General features: G+C 65.1%; 14 protein-coding genes. 1 reads left to right on the forward strand and 13 read right to left on the reverse strand.

Annotation, left to right across the window (positions count from 1 at the left end; genetic code table 11):
- Positions 1 to 48: 48 nt before the first annotated feature.
- Positions 49 to 2,832: a preprotein translocase subunit SecA gene (gene secA, locus AC1DOP_RS04540; protein WP_442122225.1), complete on the reverse strand. Its 2,784-nt coding sequence runs from the start codon at positions 2,830 to 2,832 to the stop codon at positions 49 to 51.
- Positions 2,833 to 3,067: 235 nt separating this feature from the next.
- Here secA and AC1DOP_RS04545 point away from each other — a divergent pair, with 235 nt between their 5' ends.
- Positions 3,068 to 3,568: a DciA family protein gene (locus AC1DOP_RS04545; protein WP_442122224.1), complete on the forward strand. Its 501-nt coding sequence runs from the start codon at positions 3,068 to 3,070 to the stop codon at positions 3,566 to 3,568.
- 129 nt (positions 3,569 to 3,697) lie between these two features.
- Here the strand turns inward: AC1DOP_RS04545 and lpxC are convergent, their stop codons facing one another.
- The 12 genes from lpxC to murD all read right to left on the reverse strand — a co-directional run bounded on the left by lpxC (position 3,698) and on the right by murD (position 16,579).
- Positions 3,698 to 4,633: a UDP-3-O-acyl-N-acetylglucosamine deacetylase gene (gene lpxC, locus AC1DOP_RS04550; protein ID WP_442122223.1), complete on the reverse strand. Its 936-nt coding sequence runs from the start codon at positions 4,631 to 4,633 to the stop codon at positions 3,698 to 3,700.
- Between the two features lie 71 nt (positions 4,634 to 4,704).
- The gene (locus AC1DOP_RS04555) at positions 4,705 to 5,547 is read right to left on the reverse strand and encodes a DMT family transporter (protein ID WP_442122329.1); all 843 of its coding nucleotides are present in this window, start codon (positions 5,545 to 5,547) and stop codon (positions 4,705 to 4,707) included.
- Between the two features lie 59 nt (positions 5,548 to 5,606).
- The gene (locus AC1DOP_RS04560) at positions 5,607 to 6,074 is read right to left on the reverse strand and encodes a GNAT family N-acetyltransferase (RefSeq protein WP_442122222.1); all 468 of its coding nucleotides are present in this window, start codon (positions 6,072 to 6,074) and stop codon (positions 5,607 to 5,609) included.
- 49 nt (positions 6,075 to 6,123) lie between these two features.
- Positions 6,124 to 6,630, reverse strand: coding sequence for a peroxiredoxin (locus tag AC1DOP_RS04565; RefSeq protein ID WP_442122221.1), 507 nt, complete (start codon positions 6,628 to 6,630; stop codon positions 6,124 to 6,126).
- 341 nt (positions 6,631 to 6,971) lie between these two features.
- Entirely contained in the window at positions 6,972 to 8,177 is a 1,206-nt protein-coding gene (ftsZ, locus tag AC1DOP_RS04570; protein ID WP_442122220.1) for a cell division protein FtsZ, read from the reverse strand.
- 149 nt (positions 8,178 to 8,326) lie between these two features.
- Positions 8,327 to 9,559 (reverse strand): cell division protein FtsA, encoded by a 1,233-nt coding sequence (gene ftsA, locus AC1DOP_RS04575; protein WP_052233471.1) that lies wholly within the window; start codon positions 9,557 to 9,559, stop codon positions 8,327 to 8,329.
- Between the two features lie 20 nt (positions 9,560 to 9,579).
- Positions 9,580 to 10,398 (reverse strand): cell division protein FtsQ/DivIB, encoded by an 819-nt coding sequence (locus tag AC1DOP_RS04580; protein WP_442122219.1) that lies wholly within the window; start codon positions 10,396 to 10,398, stop codon positions 9,580 to 9,582.
- 4 nt (positions 10,399 to 10,402) lie between these two features.
- Positions 10,403 to 11,377 (reverse strand): D-alanine--D-alanine ligase, encoded by a 975-nt coding sequence (locus AC1DOP_RS04585; protein ID WP_477250041.1) that lies wholly within the window; start codon positions 11,375 to 11,377, stop codon positions 10,403 to 10,405.
- A gap of 9 nt (positions 11,378 to 11,386) precedes the next feature.
- Positions 11,387 to 12,784 carry a UDP-N-acetylmuramate--L-alanine ligase gene (gene murC / locus AC1DOP_RS04590; protein WP_477250043.1) on the reverse strand — a complete coding sequence of 466 codons (1,398 nt, stop codon included), beginning with the start codon at positions 12,782 to 12,784 and terminating at the stop codon, positions 11,387 to 11,389.
- Positions 12,781 to 13,863 carry an undecaprenyldiphospho-muramoylpentapeptide beta-N-acetylglucosaminyltransferase gene (gene murG, locus AC1DOP_RS04595; RefSeq protein ID WP_477250045.1) on the reverse strand — a complete coding sequence of 361 codons (1,083 nt, stop codon included), beginning with the start codon at positions 13,861 to 13,863 and terminating at the stop codon, positions 12,781 to 12,783. The genes murC and murG overlap by 4 nt, the downstream gene beginning before the upstream one ends.
- On the reverse strand, positions 13,860 to 15,083 hold the full coding sequence (gene ftsW, locus AC1DOP_RS04600; protein WP_442122215.1) for a putative lipid II flippase FtsW: 1,224 nt from the start codon (positions 15,081 to 15,083) through the stop codon (positions 13,860 to 13,862). Before ftsW ends, murG begins: the two co-directional genes overlap by 4 nt.
- Positions 15,083 to 16,579 (reverse strand): UDP-N-acetylmuramoyl-L-alanine--D-glutamate ligase, encoded by a 1,497-nt coding sequence (murD, locus tag AC1DOP_RS04605; RefSeq protein WP_477250047.1) that lies wholly within the window; start codon positions 16,577 to 16,579, stop codon positions 15,083 to 15,085. Before murD ends, ftsW begins: the two co-directional genes overlap by 1 nt.
- Positions 16,580 to 16,597 lie beyond the last annotated feature (18 nt).

Here is a 16,597-nt window from a genome sequence, read left to right on the forward strand (position 1 = left end):
AAAAAAGGCGCCCCACTGGGCGCCTTTCTTTTTTCCGCAATCCTTCGATTACGCCAGCTTGCCGTGGCAAGCCTTGAACTTCTTGCCGCTGCCGCAAGGGCAAGGATCGTTGCGGCCGACCTTCATGCCCATGTAGGTGGTGGCCGGATCGTCGCTCACCGCGGTGGTGCCCGCGGTGACCGCCTGCGGCGCCATCAGTTCTTCCGGCGCGGCGGTCGGGTCGAAGTCGGCGTGCTGGTAGTTCACGTTCTCCAGGTGCGCCGCGGCCGCTTGCATCGCCGCCTCGGCCGCCTCGACTTCCTCGCGGGTCTGGATGCGGACCGTCATGATGGTGCGGATCACTTCGTTCTTGATCTGGTCCAGCATGGCGCCGAACAGCTCGAAGGCTTCGCGCTTGTATTCCTGCTTCGGGTTCTTCTGGGCGTAGCCGCGCAGGTGGATACCCTGGCGCAGGTGGTCCAGCGCCGCCAGGTGCTCGCGCCAGTGGGTGTCGATATTCTGCAGCATGACGTTGCGCTCGAAGCCACCGAAGGCTTCCTTGCCGACGATCGCGACCTTGCTATTGTAGGATTCGTCGGCGGCGGCCAGCACGCGCTCGAGGATGTCGTCGTCGTTCAGGTTCGGCTCGTCTTCCAGCATCTGCGCCAGCGGCACCGGCAGCGCCCACTCGTCGTTCAGGACGCGGGTCAGCGACGGGATATCCCACTGCTCTTCGACCGACTCGGCCGGCACGTAGGTGCGCACCACGTCGGTGAACACGCCCACGCGCAGGCTGGTGATCAGTTCCGACATGTCGGCCGACTCCAGCAGTTCGTTACGCTGGGTGTAGATCACCTTGCGCTGGTCGTTGGCGACGTCGTCGTACTCGAGCAGCTGCTTGCGGATGTCGAAGTTGCGGGCCTCGACCTTGCGCTGGGCCGACTCGATCGAGCGGGTCACGATGCCGGCCTCGATCGGTTCGCCTTCCGGCATCTTGAGGCGGTCCATGATCGCGCGCACGCGGTCGCCGGCGAAGATGCGCAGGAGCGGATCGTCGAGCGACAGGTAGAAGCGCGAGGAGCCCGGATCGCCCTGGCGGCCCGAACGGCCGCGCAGCTGGTTGTCGACGCGGCGGGATTCGTGGCGCTCGGTACCGATGATGTGCAGGCCGCCCTGCGCCACCACGTGGTCGTGCAGCGACTGCCATTCATCGCGCATCTTTTGCGACTGTTCGGTCTTCTGTTCCGGCGACAGCGACTCGTCGGCCTCGATGAACTGGATCTGCTTCTCGACGTTACCGCCGAGGACGATGTCGGTACCGCGGCCCGCCATGTTGGTGGCGATGGTGATCATCTGCGGACGGCCGGCCTGGGCGATGATTTCCGCTTCGCGGGCGTGCTGCTTCGCGTTCAGCACGTTGTGCGGCAGCTTGGCCTGGGTCAGGATCCCGGACAGCAGTTCCGAGTTCTCGATCGAGGTGGTGCCGACCAGCACCGGCTGGCCGCGCTCGTGGCAGTCGCGGATGTCGACCACCATCGCGTTGTACTTTTCCTCGGCCGATTTATACACCTGGTCCTGGCGGTCCTTGCGCTGCGACGGCTTGTTCGGCGGGATCACCACGGTCTCGAGACCGTAGATTTCCTGGAATTCGTAGGCTTCCGTGTCGGCGGTACCGGTCATGCCGGACAGCTTGGTGTACATGCGGAAGTAGTTCTGGAAGGTGATCGAGGCCAGGGTCTGGTTCTCGTTCTGGATGCGCACGCCTTCCTTGGCTTCGACGGCCTGGTGCAGGCCGTCGGACCAGCGGCGGCCCGTCATCAGGCGGCCGGTGAATTCGTCGACGATCACCACTTCGTTGTTCTGCACCACGTAGTGCTGGTCCTTGTGGTACAGGACGTGCGCGCGCAGGGCGGCGTACAGGTGGTGGATCAGGGTAATGTTGGCGGCGTCGTACAGCGAGGCGCCTTCCGGCAGCAGGCCCATCTTGGTCAGGATGGCTTCGGCCTTCTCGTGGCCGGCCTCGGTCAGCAGCACGGTGTGCGCCTTCTCGTCCTTGGTGTAGTCGCCCGGGACTTCGACCGTGCCCTTGCCGTCCGGGGTCTCTTCGCCGATCTGCAGGGTCAGCATCGGCGGGACTTCATTGATCTTGTGGTACAGGTCGGTGTGGTTCTCGGCCTGGCCGGAAATGATCAGCGGCGTACGGGCCTCGTCGATCAGGATCGAGTCCACCTCGTCGACCACGGCGAAGTTCAGGCCGCGCTGCACGCGTTCGCGCGCATCGTAGACCATGTTGTCGCGCAGGTAGTCGAAGCCGTATTCGTTGTTGGTGCCGTAGGTGATGTCGGAGCCGTAGGCCTTCTGCTTGCTGTCGTGATCCATCTGCGACAGGTTGATGCCGGTGGTCAGGCCGAGCCAGCCGTACAGGCGGCCCATCTGCTCGGCGTCGCGCTGCGCCAGGTAATCGTTGACGGTCACCACGTGCACGCCCTTGCCGGACAGCGCATTCAGGTAGACCGGCAGGGTTGCCATCAGGGTTTTACCTTCGCCGGTGCCCATCTCGGCGATCTTGCCATAGTGCAGGACCATGCCGCCGATCAGCTGCACGTCGAAGTGGCGCATCTTCATCACACGCTTGGCGGCTTCGCGGCAGACGGCAAACGCTTCCGGCAGGATGTCGTCGAGCGAAGCGCCGCCGGCGATCCGCTCCTTGAATTCGGGGGTCTTGGCCTGGAGTTCGGCATCCGACAGCTTTTCCATCTGCGGCTCGAGCGCATTGATGTCGCGCACGGTTTTTTGGTATTGCTTGAGCAGTCGCTGGTTACGGCTGCCGAAAATCTTGGTCAGGAATGACATGCTGTGTTCTTAAAAAGTACGCCGCGAAAAAGCCATGGATGATATCAAAATAATATCCGCCGACGACCGCCTATGGCAAAAAGCCACCGATTTTATCATGCGATCCGGCCACACTTGGGGGTGAACGGGCGCATCACAAGTGCAGGCGGACAAAGAATGTTATCAAATTGCACTCGAAAGCACGTTTACCGTACGTTTCTTTATGAGCACGGCCTGGCTGTGGTATGTTCCGCCCATGCAGTCACCCAAGCCTCCCTATCATATCTACGGCACCAAGGTTCGCCGCACGTCGATCGAGGCGACCGACTTCCTGCGCCGTAACGACCGCATGGCCGCCCTGCTGCCGGCCGCCACCCGCATGGCCAGCCTGCAAAAAGAGGTGCGCCTGATCCTGCCGCCGATGTACGCCAACTGCGAGGCGCTGGCGATCCAGGATGGCGTGCTGACCCTGGCCGTGCCCTCCTCGGCCGTGGCCGCCAAGCTCAAGCAGCAGGCGCCCAAGCTGCAGGCGGCACTGCAGAAGAAGGGCTGGCAGGTGGACTCGGTGCGGATCAAGATCCAGGTGGGACGCGCGCTGCCGGCTGAACCGGAGGGTTTGAAGCCGTCCTCGCTGGAACTGCCGCCGACGGCGGTGCAGGCCTTCGAGGAGCTGGGGGATGCTTTGCCGGAATCGCCGCAGAACGCGCAGTTGATTGCGGCGATCAGGCGGCTGGCGGAGAGGCGCAAGAATAAATAGCGGTCACGAAGACCGTCGTTCCCGCGGAGGCGGGAATCCGAGTTTGCTAGCGTACTGGTGGCTTATAACGGTAGTGGAACGCACCGAACTTGGGTCCCCGCCTGCGCGGGGACGACGTTGTTCAGGGCTTCAGGTTAAAGCCCACTCCCGCTCCATCTGCGCCCCATACGACACCGGCGCCCGCTCCTGCTGGTCGAAGGTGACGATCTCGTAGGCTTCCGGATGCGCCAGCAGTTCGCGCAGCAGCAGGTTGTTCAGGCCGTGGCCGGATTTGTGGGCTTCGTAGCTGGCCAGCAGCGGGTGGCCGACCAGGTAGAGGTCGCCGATCGCGTCGAGGATCTTGTGGCGCACGAACTCGTCTTCGTAGCGCAGGCCGTCGGCGTTCAGGATCCGGTACTCGTCCATCACGATCGCGTTTTCCAGCGAACCGCCGCGGGCCAGGCCCATGCCGCGCAGGCTTTCGACGTCCTGCATGAAGCCGAAGGTGCGGGCGCGCGCCACGTCGTGCACGTAGGAGACCTTGCCGAAATCGACCTCGGCGCGCTGCATGGTGCCGTCGACGGCCGGGTGGTTGAATTCGATGAAGAAGTCGAGCCTGAATCCGTCGAAAGGCGTGAGGCGGGCCCACTTCTCGTTGTTGCCGCTGCCCTGGCGCACTTCGACCGGCTCCAGCACGCGGATGAATTTCTTGGCCGAGGCCTGCTCCTGCACGCCGGCCTGCTGCAGCAGGAAGACGAAGGACGAGGCCGAGCCGTCCATGATCGGGATCTCTTCGGCGGTGACGTCGACGTACAGGTTGTCGATGCCGAGGCCGGCGCAGGCCGACATCAGGTGCTCGACGGTCGAGACGCGCGCATTGTCCTTGCTGAGGACCGAGGCCATGCGGGTGTCGCCGACGATTTCCGCGTTCGACGGAAACTCGACCACGGGGTCGAGATCCACGCGGCGGAACACGATGCCGGTGTCGACGGCAGCCGGACGCAGGGTCAGCTCGACCTTGGTGCCCGAGTGCAGGCCGACGCCTGTCGTGCGCACCAGCTGTTTGATTGTTCTTTGTTTGAGCATCGTTCGATTATATAGGAGGCCCTGTTTCTTCGCCCTGGCCTCCCTCGGCCGGTGGCAGGAACACCACGTTTTCAGGGATGTTCCCCCTCCGCGTGGGTGGATTCGTGGCGGATCAGGTACAGGCCGCTGCCGATGATGATTGCCGCACCGATGAGAGTGTATTGATCGGGCAAGGTTTGCCACAACACCCAGTCGATCCCGATGCCGCAGGCCAGGGCCGTGTACTCGAAGGGCGCGACCACCGAGGCTTCGCCATGGCTGAAGGCTTCGGTGATCGCCAGCTGGGCCAGGAAACCGCTGAGCGCCAGGCCGCCCAGCAGCGGCAGGTGGCGCACCTCGACCGGGGTCCAGGAAGGCGCGGCCAGCGCAGTGGCGCCGAGGGCCATCAGCAGCATCAGCCAGAACACCATCTGCTCGCTGCTGTCGCTGCGCGCCAGCACCCGGCCGGTCACCGCCGACACCGCGTAGAACACGGCCGCCAGCAGGATCGCCAGTCCGCCCAGCGTGAGGAAGCCCTCGCCGCTGGGCCGCAGTACCACCAGCACGCCGGCCATGCCGACCGCGATCGCCAGCCAGCGCGCAGCGTTCACGCGCTCCTTCAGCACGAACACGGACAGCGCCGTGATCAGGATCGGGCCGATGAAGAAGATCGTATAGGCCTCCGCCAGCGACAGTCCCCTCACCCCATAGGCGAACAGGGCCAGCATGAAGATGCCGATCAGCGCGCGCAGCAGGTGCAGCGGCCAGCGGACTTGCAGCATCGTGCGAAAGCCGCCGCGCCATGCCACCCAGGCGCACACCAAAGGCAGCGACGACAGGGAACGCAGGGACGCCACCTGCATCGCCGGGAATTCGGCGGACAGCAGCTTCATGATCGTGTCCATGACCGAGAACATCAGCACCGCCGCCAGCATCGCGCGGATGCTGCGCAGGTTGCCGCTCAATCTGCTGCCTTGCGCCGTGGTGCTCGGATTCACAGGTGCTTCTCCATGAAGACCGACAGCGGGTCGGGCTGATAATCGCCGAAGGGGCCGCAGCGCGCGAAGCCGAAGCGTTCGTACAGGGCGATGGCGTCTGACTGGTGGATGCCGGTCTCCAGCTTCAGCACGCGCAGGCCGGACATGGCGGCGAACATCGCGATGTGTTCCATCAGCTTGCGGCCGGTGCCGAGGCCGCGCCTGGCTTCGTCGACGAACATGCGCTTGATCTCGCCATAGCCTTCGTCTTCGCCCTCGGCATCGCGCCGGACCAGGGCGGCGCAGCCGCTAGCTGCGCCGTCGACGCCGCGCGCGACCAGGAACAGGACGTCGCCGCGCATCAGCGAGGCGATGTCCATCAGGTGGTTGCTCTCGGATGGATAGAGGGAGGCGCAGTAGGCGTCGAGGCGCGCCAGCATGTCGCGCACTTCCGGCTGGTCGGGGGATTCGGTATTGATGATCATGGTGATAAAAAACGGCGCCGCAGCGCCGTTCGTCAGCGTAGCGGGATGATTAGCCGATCTGTTCCAGCAGCTTCTCGGCCGACGAGACTGCGAAGCCGCCGCCGTTCTCGAGGTTCAGCTGCTTGACCACGCCGTCCTCGACCAGCATCGAGTAGCGCTGGCTGCGCACGCCCAGGCCCTTGGCGCTCAGGTCGAACTCCAGGCCCAGCGCCTTGGTGAAGGTGCCGCTGCCGTCGGCCATCATGCGGACGATGCCGGTGGCTTTCTGGTCGCGGCCCCAGGCGCCCATCACGAAGGCGTCGTTGACCGACACGCACCAGATCTCGTCCACGCCCTTGGCTTTCAGCTGGTCGGCCAGCTGGATGTAGCCCGGCAGGTGCTGGGCCGAGCAGGTCGGGGTATAGGCGCCCGGCAGGCCGAAGATGGCGATGGTCTTGCCCTTCACGAGGTCCGCGACGTTGAAGGTATTCGGGCCGAGGGAGCAGCCTTCGGTTTCGGTTTCGATGAATTCCGACAGGGTCGCTTCCGGCAGGCGGTCGCCGATCTGGATGGTCATATCAGGTACTCCATGTTGTGATTATCAGAACCCGCAAGTATGCCTGATCTGGCGAAATTCGGGGTCAGAGCACTTTATTCCAACCTTTCGGGGTCAGAGCACTTTTCTGAACAATGTCCCGCAGATCAGTTTTTATCGGACGCCCTGATGGCTTTTGCTTGGCGGCGGAACGATCGGTCATCGGAAACCGGTCAAGTTATGCGCGGCAAAGCAATTGCCCATAAAAGTGCTCTGACCCCGAATTTGTTGGGAAATGTGCTCTGACCCCGAATTTTGAGCAAAACAAAAGGCCAGTACCGCTTGGTCGGTACTGGCCCTTGCATCATGGAGTTTTGGCTTGCTTAGTCGGCTTGCTTGCGCAGGAAGGCCGGGATGTCGTAGGTTTCGACACCGTTGTTCTGCATCGCGCGGACCTGCTCGGAGGCCTGTTCGCGGCGCCACACGGCAGGCTGCTTCATGCCTTCCATGTGGCCGGCGCCGGCGATCGAGCCCATGCCCATGCCGCCAGTGGCCATGGTCGGTGCGCCGGACATGACCGGGGCGCCGTAGGTGCCGGTACGCAGGACCTGCTGCGGCTGCACCAGCGAGATGCTGGCCTTGTTCTTGCCCAGGCCGGTCGCGACCACGGTCACGCGCAGTTCGTCGCCCATCGCGTCGTCGTAGGCGATACCCTGGGCGATGGCGGCGTCCGGAGCGGCGAAGGCGCGCACCGCGGCCATCACTTCCTTGATTTCCTTACCCTTCAGGTTGCGCGACGCGGTGACGTTCACCAGCACGCCCTTGGCGCCCGACAGGTCGATACCGTCCAGCAGCGGCGAAGCCACGGCCTGTTCGGCGGCGATGCGCGCGCGGTCCACGCCCGATGCGGTCGCGGTGCCCATCATGGCCTTGCCCTGCTCGCTCATGATGGTCTTGACGTCGTTGAAGTCGACGTTGATGTGGCCCGGCACGTTGATGATCTCGGCGATACCGGCAACGGCGTTGTTCAGCACGTCGTCGGCATGCTTCATCCAGTCCAGCATGCAGTCGTCTTCGTAGATGTCTTCCAGCTTCTCGTTCAGGATCACGATCAGCGAGTCGACGTGCTTGGTCAGTTCTTCCAGGCCGGCTTCGGCCACGTCCATGCACTTCTGGCCTTCGTAGGAGAAGGGCTTGGAAACCACGGCGACGGTCAGGGCGCCCAGGTTCTTGGCCACCTCAGCCACGATCGGGGCGGCGCCGGTGCCGGTGCCGCCGCCCATGCCGGCAGCGATGAAGACCATGTGCGCGCCGCGCAGCGAGTCTTCGATGCGCGCGCGCGACTGCTCGGCCAGCTGGCGGCCGACTTCCGGACGCATGCCTGCGCCCAGGCCGGAATCGCCGATCTGGATGATGTTGTGCGCGCCCGAAGCGGCCAGCGCCTGCGCGTCGGTGTTTGCGGCGATGAACTCCACACCGGAAACACCCTTGTTGATCATGTGCTGCACCGCATTACCACCCGCGCCGCCAACACCGACAACCTTGATGACGGTGCCCAGTGATGCGTTATCGACCATATCAAACTCCATGATGAACTCCTAATCTCTCAAAGTGCCGTTTCCAAGCTCGAACCCTCACAGAAAGGCTGTCAAAACTCGAGATTGGAAACACGCGTCTATTTTAAAAATAATTTACGAACGTTACCAAGCAAAACCGTTACCACTTGTTACGAAAACCTTTAGAAGTTCCCTAAAAACCACTCTTTCATCCGCTGCCATACCGCTTTCACCGATCCATCCTGACGCGTGACGATGTGCCCCCGCAGATACTGCTTCTTCGCCTCCAGCAAAAGACCGAGGACCGTGGCGTAACGCGGGCTGCGCACCACGTCGGCCAACTGGCCGCGATACTCCGGCGTGCCGAGGCGCGCCGGCTTCAGGAAGATGTCTTCGGCCATCTCGATCATGCCCGGCATGATCGAGGAGCCGCCGGTCAGCACGATGCCCGACGACAGCACGCCTTCGTAGCCGGACTCGCGCACCACCTGGTGCACCATCGCGAACAGCTCCTCGACGCGCGGCTCGATCACGGCGGCCAGCGCCTGGCGCGACAGTGAACGCGGACCGCGGTCGCCCAGGCCCGGCACTTCCAGGGTCTCGCCCGGATCGGCCAGCACCTGCTTGGCCACGCCGTAGCGGATCTTGATCTCTTCCGCTTCGCCGGTTGGGGTACGCAGGGCCATCGCGATGTCGCTGGTGATCTGGTCGCCGGCGATCGGGATCACGGCCGTGTGGCGGATCGCGCCGTCGCTGAAGACGGCGATGTCGGTGGTGCCGCCGCCGATGTCGATCAGGACCACGCCGAGTTCCTTCTCGTCGTTGGTCAGCACGGAATCGGCGGACGCCATCGGCTGCAGGATCAGGTCGGAGACCTCGAGTCCGCAACGGCGCACGCACTTTACAATATTCTGTACCGCGGACACCGCACCTGTAACAATGTGCACGCGCACTTCCAGGCGGATGCCGCTCATGCCGATCGGCTCGCGCACGTCTTCCTGGTTGTCGACGATGAATTCCTGCGGCACCGTATGCAGCAACTGCTGGTCGGTCGGGATGTTGACCGCCTTCGCCGTCTCGATCACGCGCGCCACGTCGGTCGCGGTGACCTCCTTGTCCTTGATCGCCACCATGCCGCTCGAGTTGAACGAACGGATATGGCTGCCGGCGATGCCCGCATACACGTTGCGGATCTTGCAGTCGGCCATCAGCTCGGCTTCTTCGAGGGCGCGCTGGATCGATTCGACGGTCGCTTCGATGTTGACGACAACGCCCTTCTTCAAACCTTTCGACTCGTGCTGGCCGAGTCCAATTACTTCATGGCGCCCATCGGCCATCACCTCGGCCACCACCGCCACCACCTTCGAGGTGCCGATGTCGAGGCCGACGATCAGGTTCTTTGCGTCTTTTGTCATGTTTGCTGTCGCCTGCTTGATTAAGTTTGCTTTGTTGTTTTGTTGCTTGCTTTTTTCTTTGCCGCCTTGACCGGCTTGGTGGCATCAAGCGGCACGCTCAATGCCGCCGACGACAGCGCCAGCCCGTTCGGATAGCGCATGTCGATCGTGTCGATGCGTCCCTCCTGCAGGCGGGCGGTGAGCTGCGGGTAGATGCTCACCAGGCGCTGCACGCGGGCCTTCATGCCATCCTTGCCCAGCTCGCGGCCGAGCTCCACGCTCATGCCGTTGTCCAGCCGGACAGTCCAGGCGTAGCGCTTCGACAGGCTGAGCGAAGCCGGCACCAGGCGGATCGGCGCGAACAGGCCGCGCAGTTCGGCAAATCGGGCCAGCACTTCCTTCTCGCTGCCGGGAGGACCATCGAAAGCAGGCAGCTCGTGGTCCTCGTCGGCTTCGGCCAGGTTGGCGGTGAAGACGTCGCCTTTGACGGAGAGCAGGCGTCCGTCCTCGCCCCAGGTACCGAGCGCTTCGTGCTCCTCGACCTGGACGATCAGCTGGTTCGGCCACTCGCGGCGCACGCTGGCCTTGCGGACCCAGGGCACGGCCTCGAAGGTGGCGCGCACCTGTTCCAGGTCGGAAGTGAAGAAATTCCCCTTGATCTTGCCCAGCACGCCATTGCGCACCGTGAGTTCGTTCACGTGCTGCAGGTCCAGGCCGTACATGCTTTCGACACGCACCGCACGCAGGGTGAACATCGGGCGCTGCGACAGCCACCAGACGCCCGACGCGATACAGGCGAGCGCCACCAGCGCGGTAATCGCGCCGGAGGTTGCGTTCAGGGCTCGCGCGTCATGCCACATCTTGTTACGCCTTTTCCTTCTTCTGGCCAATCTTCAACGACGCCGAGCGCAGGATCTCGACGCACAGGTCCTCATAGCTGGTGCCCTCCGCGCGCGCCGCCATCGGCACCAGCGAGTGCGAGGTCATGCCCGGCGAGGTGTTCACTTCCAGCAGGAAGAACTGCTGGTCGGACTCGCGCAGCAGCACGTCGATGCGGCTCCAGCCTTCGCAGCCGAGGGCGCGGTAGGCCTTCTCGACCTCGCGCTTGATCGCGGCGGTCAGGTCCGCGTCAAGCGGCGCCGGGCAGTAGTACCTGGTGTCGTCCGTGAAGTACTTGTTCTGGTAGTCGTAATTGCCTTCCGGGGCGACGATCTCGATGATCGGCAACGCGCGGGCGGCGGGACCGCTGCCCAGCAGCGGCACCGAGAATTCGCGGCCTTCGATGAACTGCTCGGCCAGCACCCGCGTGTCGTACTTGCGGGACAGCTCGACGGCGGCCTGCAGCTCTTCCCGACGGGTCACCTTGGTGATGCCGATGCTCGAACCTTCCAGCGGCGCCTTGACGATCAGCGGCAGGCCGAGGTCGGCCACCACCTTGTCCAGATCGGTGTCGTCGTCGATGACGGCGTACTTCGGCGTCGAGACGCCGTTCGCCAGCCAGACGATCTTGGTGGTGATCTTGTCCATGCCGACGCTCGAAGCCATCACGCCGCTGCCGGTATAGGGGATGCCGAGCTGCTCGAGGGCGCCCTGCAGGCTGCCGTCCTCGCCGTAGCGGCCGTGCAGCGCGATGAAGACGCGGTCGAACTTTTCGGCGGCCAGTTCGGCCAGCGAGCGTTCGGCCGGATCGAAGGCATGGGCGTCCACACCCTTCGATTGCAGGGCCTGCAGCACGCCGGTGCCGGACAGGATCGAGATCTCGCGCTCGGCCGAGCGGCCGCCGAACAGGACGGCGACTTTACCGAGTTCCTTGATTTCAGTTTGAGTAAGCGTACTCATAATCAGCTCTTAATTCGCTACCTTTTGAAGCAGTGTTAATTGGTGCGGAACGCCGCCGATCGAGCCGGCGCCCATGGTCAGCACGACGTCGCCGTCGCGCGCCACCTTCAGGATCGTCGCCGGCATGTCGGCGATCGATTCCACGAAAATCGGTTCGATCTGGCTGCCGGCGCGCAGCGCGCGCGCCAGCGCACGGCCGTCGGCCGCCACGATCGGGGTTTCGCCGGCCGCGTACACCTCGGCCAGCAGCAGCACGTCCGGCGCCGCCAGCACCTTGACGAAGTCCTCGAACAGGTCGCGGGTGCGGGTATAGCGGTGCGGCTGGAAGGCCAGCAGCAGGCGGCGGCCCGGATAGGCCGCGCGCGCGGCCGCCAGGGTCACCTGGGCTTCGACCGGATGATGGCCGTAGTCGTCCACCAGGGTGAAGCTGCCGCCGGACTCCAGGGGGATCTCGCCGTAGCGGGTGAAGCGGCGGCCGACGCCGCGGAACTCCGCCAGGCCCTTGGCCGTGGCTTCGTCCGGGACGCCGATCTCGCGCGCGATCGCGATCGCCGAGCAGGCGTTCAGCACGTTGTGCATGCCGGGCTGGTTCAGCACGAAGGTGGTGTCGGGATAGCCTTCCTGGCGCACCGTGAAGCGCATGCGGGTGCCGTCGGCGTGGGCGTCCAGCGCGCGCACCTCCGCATCTTCCGAAAAACCGTAGGTCGTCACCGGCTTGGTCACCTGCGGCAGGATGGCGCGCACGTTGACGTCGTCGATGCACATCATCGCGCGGCCGTAGAACGGCAGGCGGTGGGTGAAGTTCACGAACGCCGCCTTCAGCTTCTCGAAGTCGTGCTCGTAGGTGTCCATGTGGTCGGCGTCGATGTTGGTGATCACCTCGATCATCGGCGACAGGTTCAGGAAGGAGGCGTCGGACTCGTCGGCCTCGGCCACGATGTAGTCGCCGGTGCCCAGCTTGGCGTTGGCGCCGGCGCTGTTCAGGCGGCCGCCGATCACGAAAGTCGGGTCCATGCCGCCTTCGGCCAGCACCGAAGCCACCAGGCTGGTGGTGGTGGTCTTGCCGTGGGTGCCGGCGATCGCGATGCCGCGCTTCAGGCGCATCAGTTCGCCCAGCATGATGGCGCGCGGCACCACCGGGACCTTGGCGGCGCGTGCGGCCACCACTTCCGGGTTCGCTTCGTTGACGGCGGTCGAGGTGACCACGGCATCGGCGCCGCGCACGTGTTCTTCCGCGTGGCCGATGTGAACCGTCGCGCCAAGTTCGGCCAGGCGCTGGCTGGCGGCGTTCGAGGCCAGGTCCGAACCGGACACCTTGTAGCCGAGGTTCAGCAGCACCTCGGCGATGCCGCTCATGCCGCTGCCGCCGATGCCGACGAAGTGAATGTGTTTGATCTTGTGTTTCATTTGCTGCCTTTGCTCAGTTCTTCCAGCACCTGCGCGATCGCCGCATTGGCGTCGCGCCGGCCGACTGCCTGCGCCGCTTCCGCCATGCGGAGGCAGTCGTCGCGGGAGGTCGTTTGCAGCAGCTTCGCCAGCTGCTGCGGGTTCAGCTCGCCCTGCGGCAAATGGATGGCCGCCTTCTGCCCCGCCATCCAGACCGCGTTGTCGCGCTGGTGGCTGGTGGTGCTGGCGATGAAAGGCACCAGCACGCTGGCGACGCCGGCGGCGGTCAGTTCCGACACCGTGATCGCGCCGGCGCGGCAGATCACCAGGTCGGCATTCGCGTACTCCGCCGCCATGTCGTCGATGAAGTCGACCACATTGGCCTGCACGCCGGCGCTTGCATAGGCCGCGCGCAGGGCGTCGATGTTCTTCTTGCCCGACTGGTGGGTGACGACGGGGCGCAGGCCTTCCGGAATCAGGGCCAGGGCCGCCGGCACGCTGTCGTTCAGGACCTTCGCGCCGAGGCTGCCGCCCACCACCAGGATGTTCAGCGGGCCGCTGCGATTCGCGAAGCGGTGGCCCGGCGACGGCATCTCCAGGATCTCCTTGCGCACCGGGTTGCCGGTGACGACCGCCTTGCCGGCCGCTTTGCCGAAGTCGGCCGGGAAGCCGAACAGCACGCGCTGGGCCATCGGTGTCAGGGTCTTGTTCGACAGCAGCAGCGCGGCGTCGGCATTCACCAGCGCCAGCGGCACGCCGCGCGAACGCGCCATCATCCCGCCCGGCACGGTCACGTAACCGCCCATGCCCAGCACCACGTCCGGCTTGCGGGCGGCAATGAACCGGCGGCAGGCGGCAAACGCGCCCAGCATCTTGAAGGCGCCGGCGATGGTGTGGCCCAGGCCCTTGCCGCGCAGGCCGGCGAAGTCGATGCTGTCCATCGGGATGCCGTGCTTCGGCACGATGTCCTTCTCCATGCCGTGGGCGGTGCCCAGCCAGCTCACTTCCCAGCCGCGCTCGCGCATCGACTGGGCGATCGCGATGCCGGGGAAGATGTGGCCGCCGGTACCGGCCGCCATGATCATCAGACGCTTGCTCATTTGATCGCTCCCTGGCGGCCGCCGCGCATGCGGACGCGGTTTTCGTAATCGATGCGCAGCAGGATCGCCAGGCCGACGCAGTTGAACATCAGGCCGGAACCGCCGTAGCTCATCAGCGGCAGGGTCAGGCCCTTGGTCGGCAGCAGGCCGAGGTTCACGCCCATATTGATGAAGACCTGCACGCCCAGCCAGATGCCGATGCCCTTCGCGGCCAGGCCGGCGAAGTGCTGCTCCAGCGCGATCGCCTGGCGGCCGATGTCGAACGCGCGTTTCACTAACCAGTAGAACAGGCCGACCACGACCAGCACGCCGGCCAGGCCGAGCTCTTCGCCGATCACGGCCATGATGAAGTCGGTATGCGCTTCCGGCAGGTAGTGCAGCTTCTCGACGCTGCCGCCCAGGCCGACGCCGAACAGCTCGCCGCGGCCGAAGGCGATCAGCGAATGGGTCAGCTGGTAGGCCTTGTCGAGCGCATTGCCCTCTTCCCACGGATTCATGTAGGCGAACATGCGGGCACGGCGGAAGGGCGAGAGCGCGATGATGGTCGAGAACACCATTACCAGCACGGCGCCGATGCCGCCGAACCAGATCATATTGAAGCCGCCCAGGAACAGGATGCCCATCGAGATGCAGACGATCACGCCGAAGGCGCCGAGGTCGGGCTCGAGCAGGAGCAGCACGCCGACCAGCGCCATCGCGGCGGCCATCGGCATGAAGCCCTTGGTCAGCTTGTGCATGTATTGCTGCTTGCGCACCGTGAAGTCGGCGGCGTACAGCACCGCCACCACCTTCATGATCTCGGACGGCTGGCCGATTCGCAAAGGCAGCCAGCGGCGCGCGCCGTTCACCGAGACGCCGACGCCCGGCACCAGCACGATGGCCAGCATGATCAGGGTGACGACGAACATCAGCGGCGCGAAGCGCTGCCATACCGCCACCGGGATGCGGAAGGCGAACAGGCCGAACAGCAGCGAGACCGCGATGAACATCGCCTGGCGCAGCAGGAAGTAGTTGTTCTTGCCGCCCAGGTAGGCGAACTTGGGCGAATCCGGCAGCGCGATCGAGGCCGAATACACCATCACCATCCCGAACAGCATCAAGAGGACCACGACCCATACCAGCGGCTGGTCGTATTCCATCATGCGCGACGGCCGCGCACGCGCGGCGATCGCCGCATCGTCCGAGGATCCGCCAAACTTGAAGGGAAGCTGGAAGGCCATCAGATGTCCTGCCCCTTCTCGAGCGCGATCTCGCGCACGGTGTCGACGAAGACCTGGGCGCGGTGCGCGTAATTGGTGAACATGTCCAGGCTTGCGCAGGCCGGCGACAGCAGCACCACGTCACCCGGCTTGGCCAGGCCGCCGGCGCGGCGGGTCGCTTCCGGCAGGCCCGGCAGGTTGAAGCACGGCACGCCGCTCGCTTCGATGGCGGCCTTGATCGCCGGCCCATCGCGGCCGATCAGCAGCACTGCCTTCACGTAGCGCGAGCACGGACCGGCCAGCGGTGCGAAGTCCTGGCCCTTGCCGTCGCCGCCGGCGATCAGCAGGATCTGGCGGCCGGTCTCGCCGAAGGTCTGGCCCAGGCCTTCCAGCGCGGCGACGGTGGCGCCGACATTGGTGCCCTTGCTGTCGTCGTAGTACTCGACCTCGTCGATGCTGGCGACCAGTTCGACGCGGTGCGGCTCACCCTGGTATTCGCGCAGGCCGTGCAGCAGCGGCGCCAGGGGCAGTCCGCAGGCGCGGCACAGGGCCAGCGCGGCCAGCGCGTTGGAGGCGTTGTGGATGCCGCGGATGCGCAGGGCGTCGGCCGGCATCAGGCGGTTGATCACCACTTCCTGCGGCTCTTCCGGCTCATTTTTCTTGCGCTTCTTCTCCGGCTCCTCGGCCGGATTCGCATTCGCCAGCCACAGCACGCCGCGCTCGTTCACCAGGCCAAAGCTGCCCGGCGCGTCCGGTTCGCCCGTGCCGAAGGTGGTGACTTGCACATCCGGATTCGTCATGCGCATCACGGTGGCGTCGTCGCGGTTCAGCACGCGGACCGTGTCCTTGCCGAAGATGCGCGCCTTGTCGAAGGCGTAGGCGGTCATGCTGCCGTGCCAGTCCAGGTGGTCCTGGGTCAGGTTCAGGACGGTGGCGGCATCCGGGTTCAGGCTGAAGGTGGTGTGCAGCTGGAAGCTGGACAGTTCCAGGACCCAGGCCTGCGGCAATTCTTCCTTGTCGAGGACTTCGCGCAGCACGTCCAGCGCGGCCGGGCTGATGTTGCCGGCCACGCGGGTGGTGAAGCCGGCGCGGCGGCACAGCAGGCCGGTCAGGCTCGTCACCGTGGTCTTGCCGTTGGTGCCGGTGATGGCGATGACTTTCGGCGCATAGCCGCGGGTGGTCTTCAGGTCGGACAGCGCCTGGGCGAACAGCTCGATCTCGCCCCACACGGGGATATTGCGGGCGGCCGCGCCCGGTGCGATCTCGGCCAGCTCGCGTTCCGGCGCCAGGCCCGGGCTGACGGCGACGAAGTCGACGCCGTCCAGCAGCGCGACGCTAAAGGCGCCGCCGATGAAGTCCGCAGTCGGCACGGCCTGGCGCAGCGCGACCAGGCGCTGCGGCTCGGTACGCGTATCGGCCACGCGCACCTGGGCGCCGCAACGCGCCAGCCATTGCGCCATCGCGAGGCCCGATTCGCCAAGTCCGAGTACCAGTGCGGTTTTGCCTTCGTAGTTCATCGTTCGGTCAACAATTCC

This window comes from Massilia sp. 01N410 (assembly GCF_056399665.1).

Excerpts from the sequence above, each read along its gene's own strand:
- secA (WP_442122225.1), bottom strand. The coding sequence starts at position 2,832 with ATGTCATTCCTGACCAAGATTTTCGGCAGCCGTAACCAGCGACTGCTC.
- AC1DOP_RS04545 (WP_442122224.1), top strand. The coding sequence starts at position 3,068 with ATGCAGTCACCCAAGCCTCCCTATCATATCTACGGCACCAAGGTTCGC.
- lpxC (WP_442122223.1), bottom strand. The coding sequence starts at position 4,633 with ATGCTCAAACAAAGAACAATCAAACAGCTGGTGCGCACGACAGGCGTC.
- AC1DOP_RS04555 (WP_442122329.1), bottom strand. The coding sequence starts at position 5,547 with ATGCTGGCGGCGGTGCTGATGTTCTCGGTCATGGACACGATCATGAAG.
- AC1DOP_RS04560 (WP_442122222.1), bottom strand. The coding sequence starts at position 6,074 with ATGATCATCAATACCGAATCCCCCGACCAGCCGGAAGTGCGCGACATG.
- AC1DOP_RS04565 (WP_442122221.1), bottom strand. The coding sequence starts at position 6,630 with ATGACCATCCAGATCGGCGACCGCCTGCCGGAAGCGACCCTGTCGGAA.
- ftsZ (WP_442122220.1), bottom strand. The coding sequence starts at position 8,177 with ATGGAGTTTGATATGGTCGATAACGCATCACTGGGCACCGTCATCAAG.
- ftsA (WP_052233471.1), bottom strand. The coding sequence starts at position 9,559 with ATGACAAAAGACGCAAAGAACCTGATCGTCGGCCTCGACATCGGCACC.
- AC1DOP_RS04580 (WP_442122219.1), bottom strand. The coding sequence starts at position 10,398 with ATGTGGCATGACGCGCGAGCCCTGAACGCAACCTCCGGCGCGATTACC.
- AC1DOP_RS04585 (WP_477250041.1), bottom strand. The coding sequence starts at position 11,377 with ATGAGTACGCTTACTCAAACTGAAATCAAGGAACTCGGTAAAGTCGCC.
- murC (WP_477250043.1), bottom strand. The coding sequence starts at position 12,784 with ATGAAACACAAGATCAAACACATTCACTTCGTCGGCATCGGCGGCAGC.
- murG (WP_477250045.1), bottom strand. The coding sequence starts at position 13,863 with ATGAGCAAGCGTCTGATGATCATGGCGGCCGGTACCGGCGGCCACATC.
- ftsW (WP_442122215.1), bottom strand. The coding sequence starts at position 15,083 with ATGGCCTTCCAGCTTCCCTTCAAGTTTGGCGGATCCTCGGACGATGCG.
- murD (WP_477250047.1), bottom strand. The coding sequence starts at position 16,579 with ATGAACTACGAAGGCAAAACCGCACTGGTACTCGGACTTGGCGAATCG.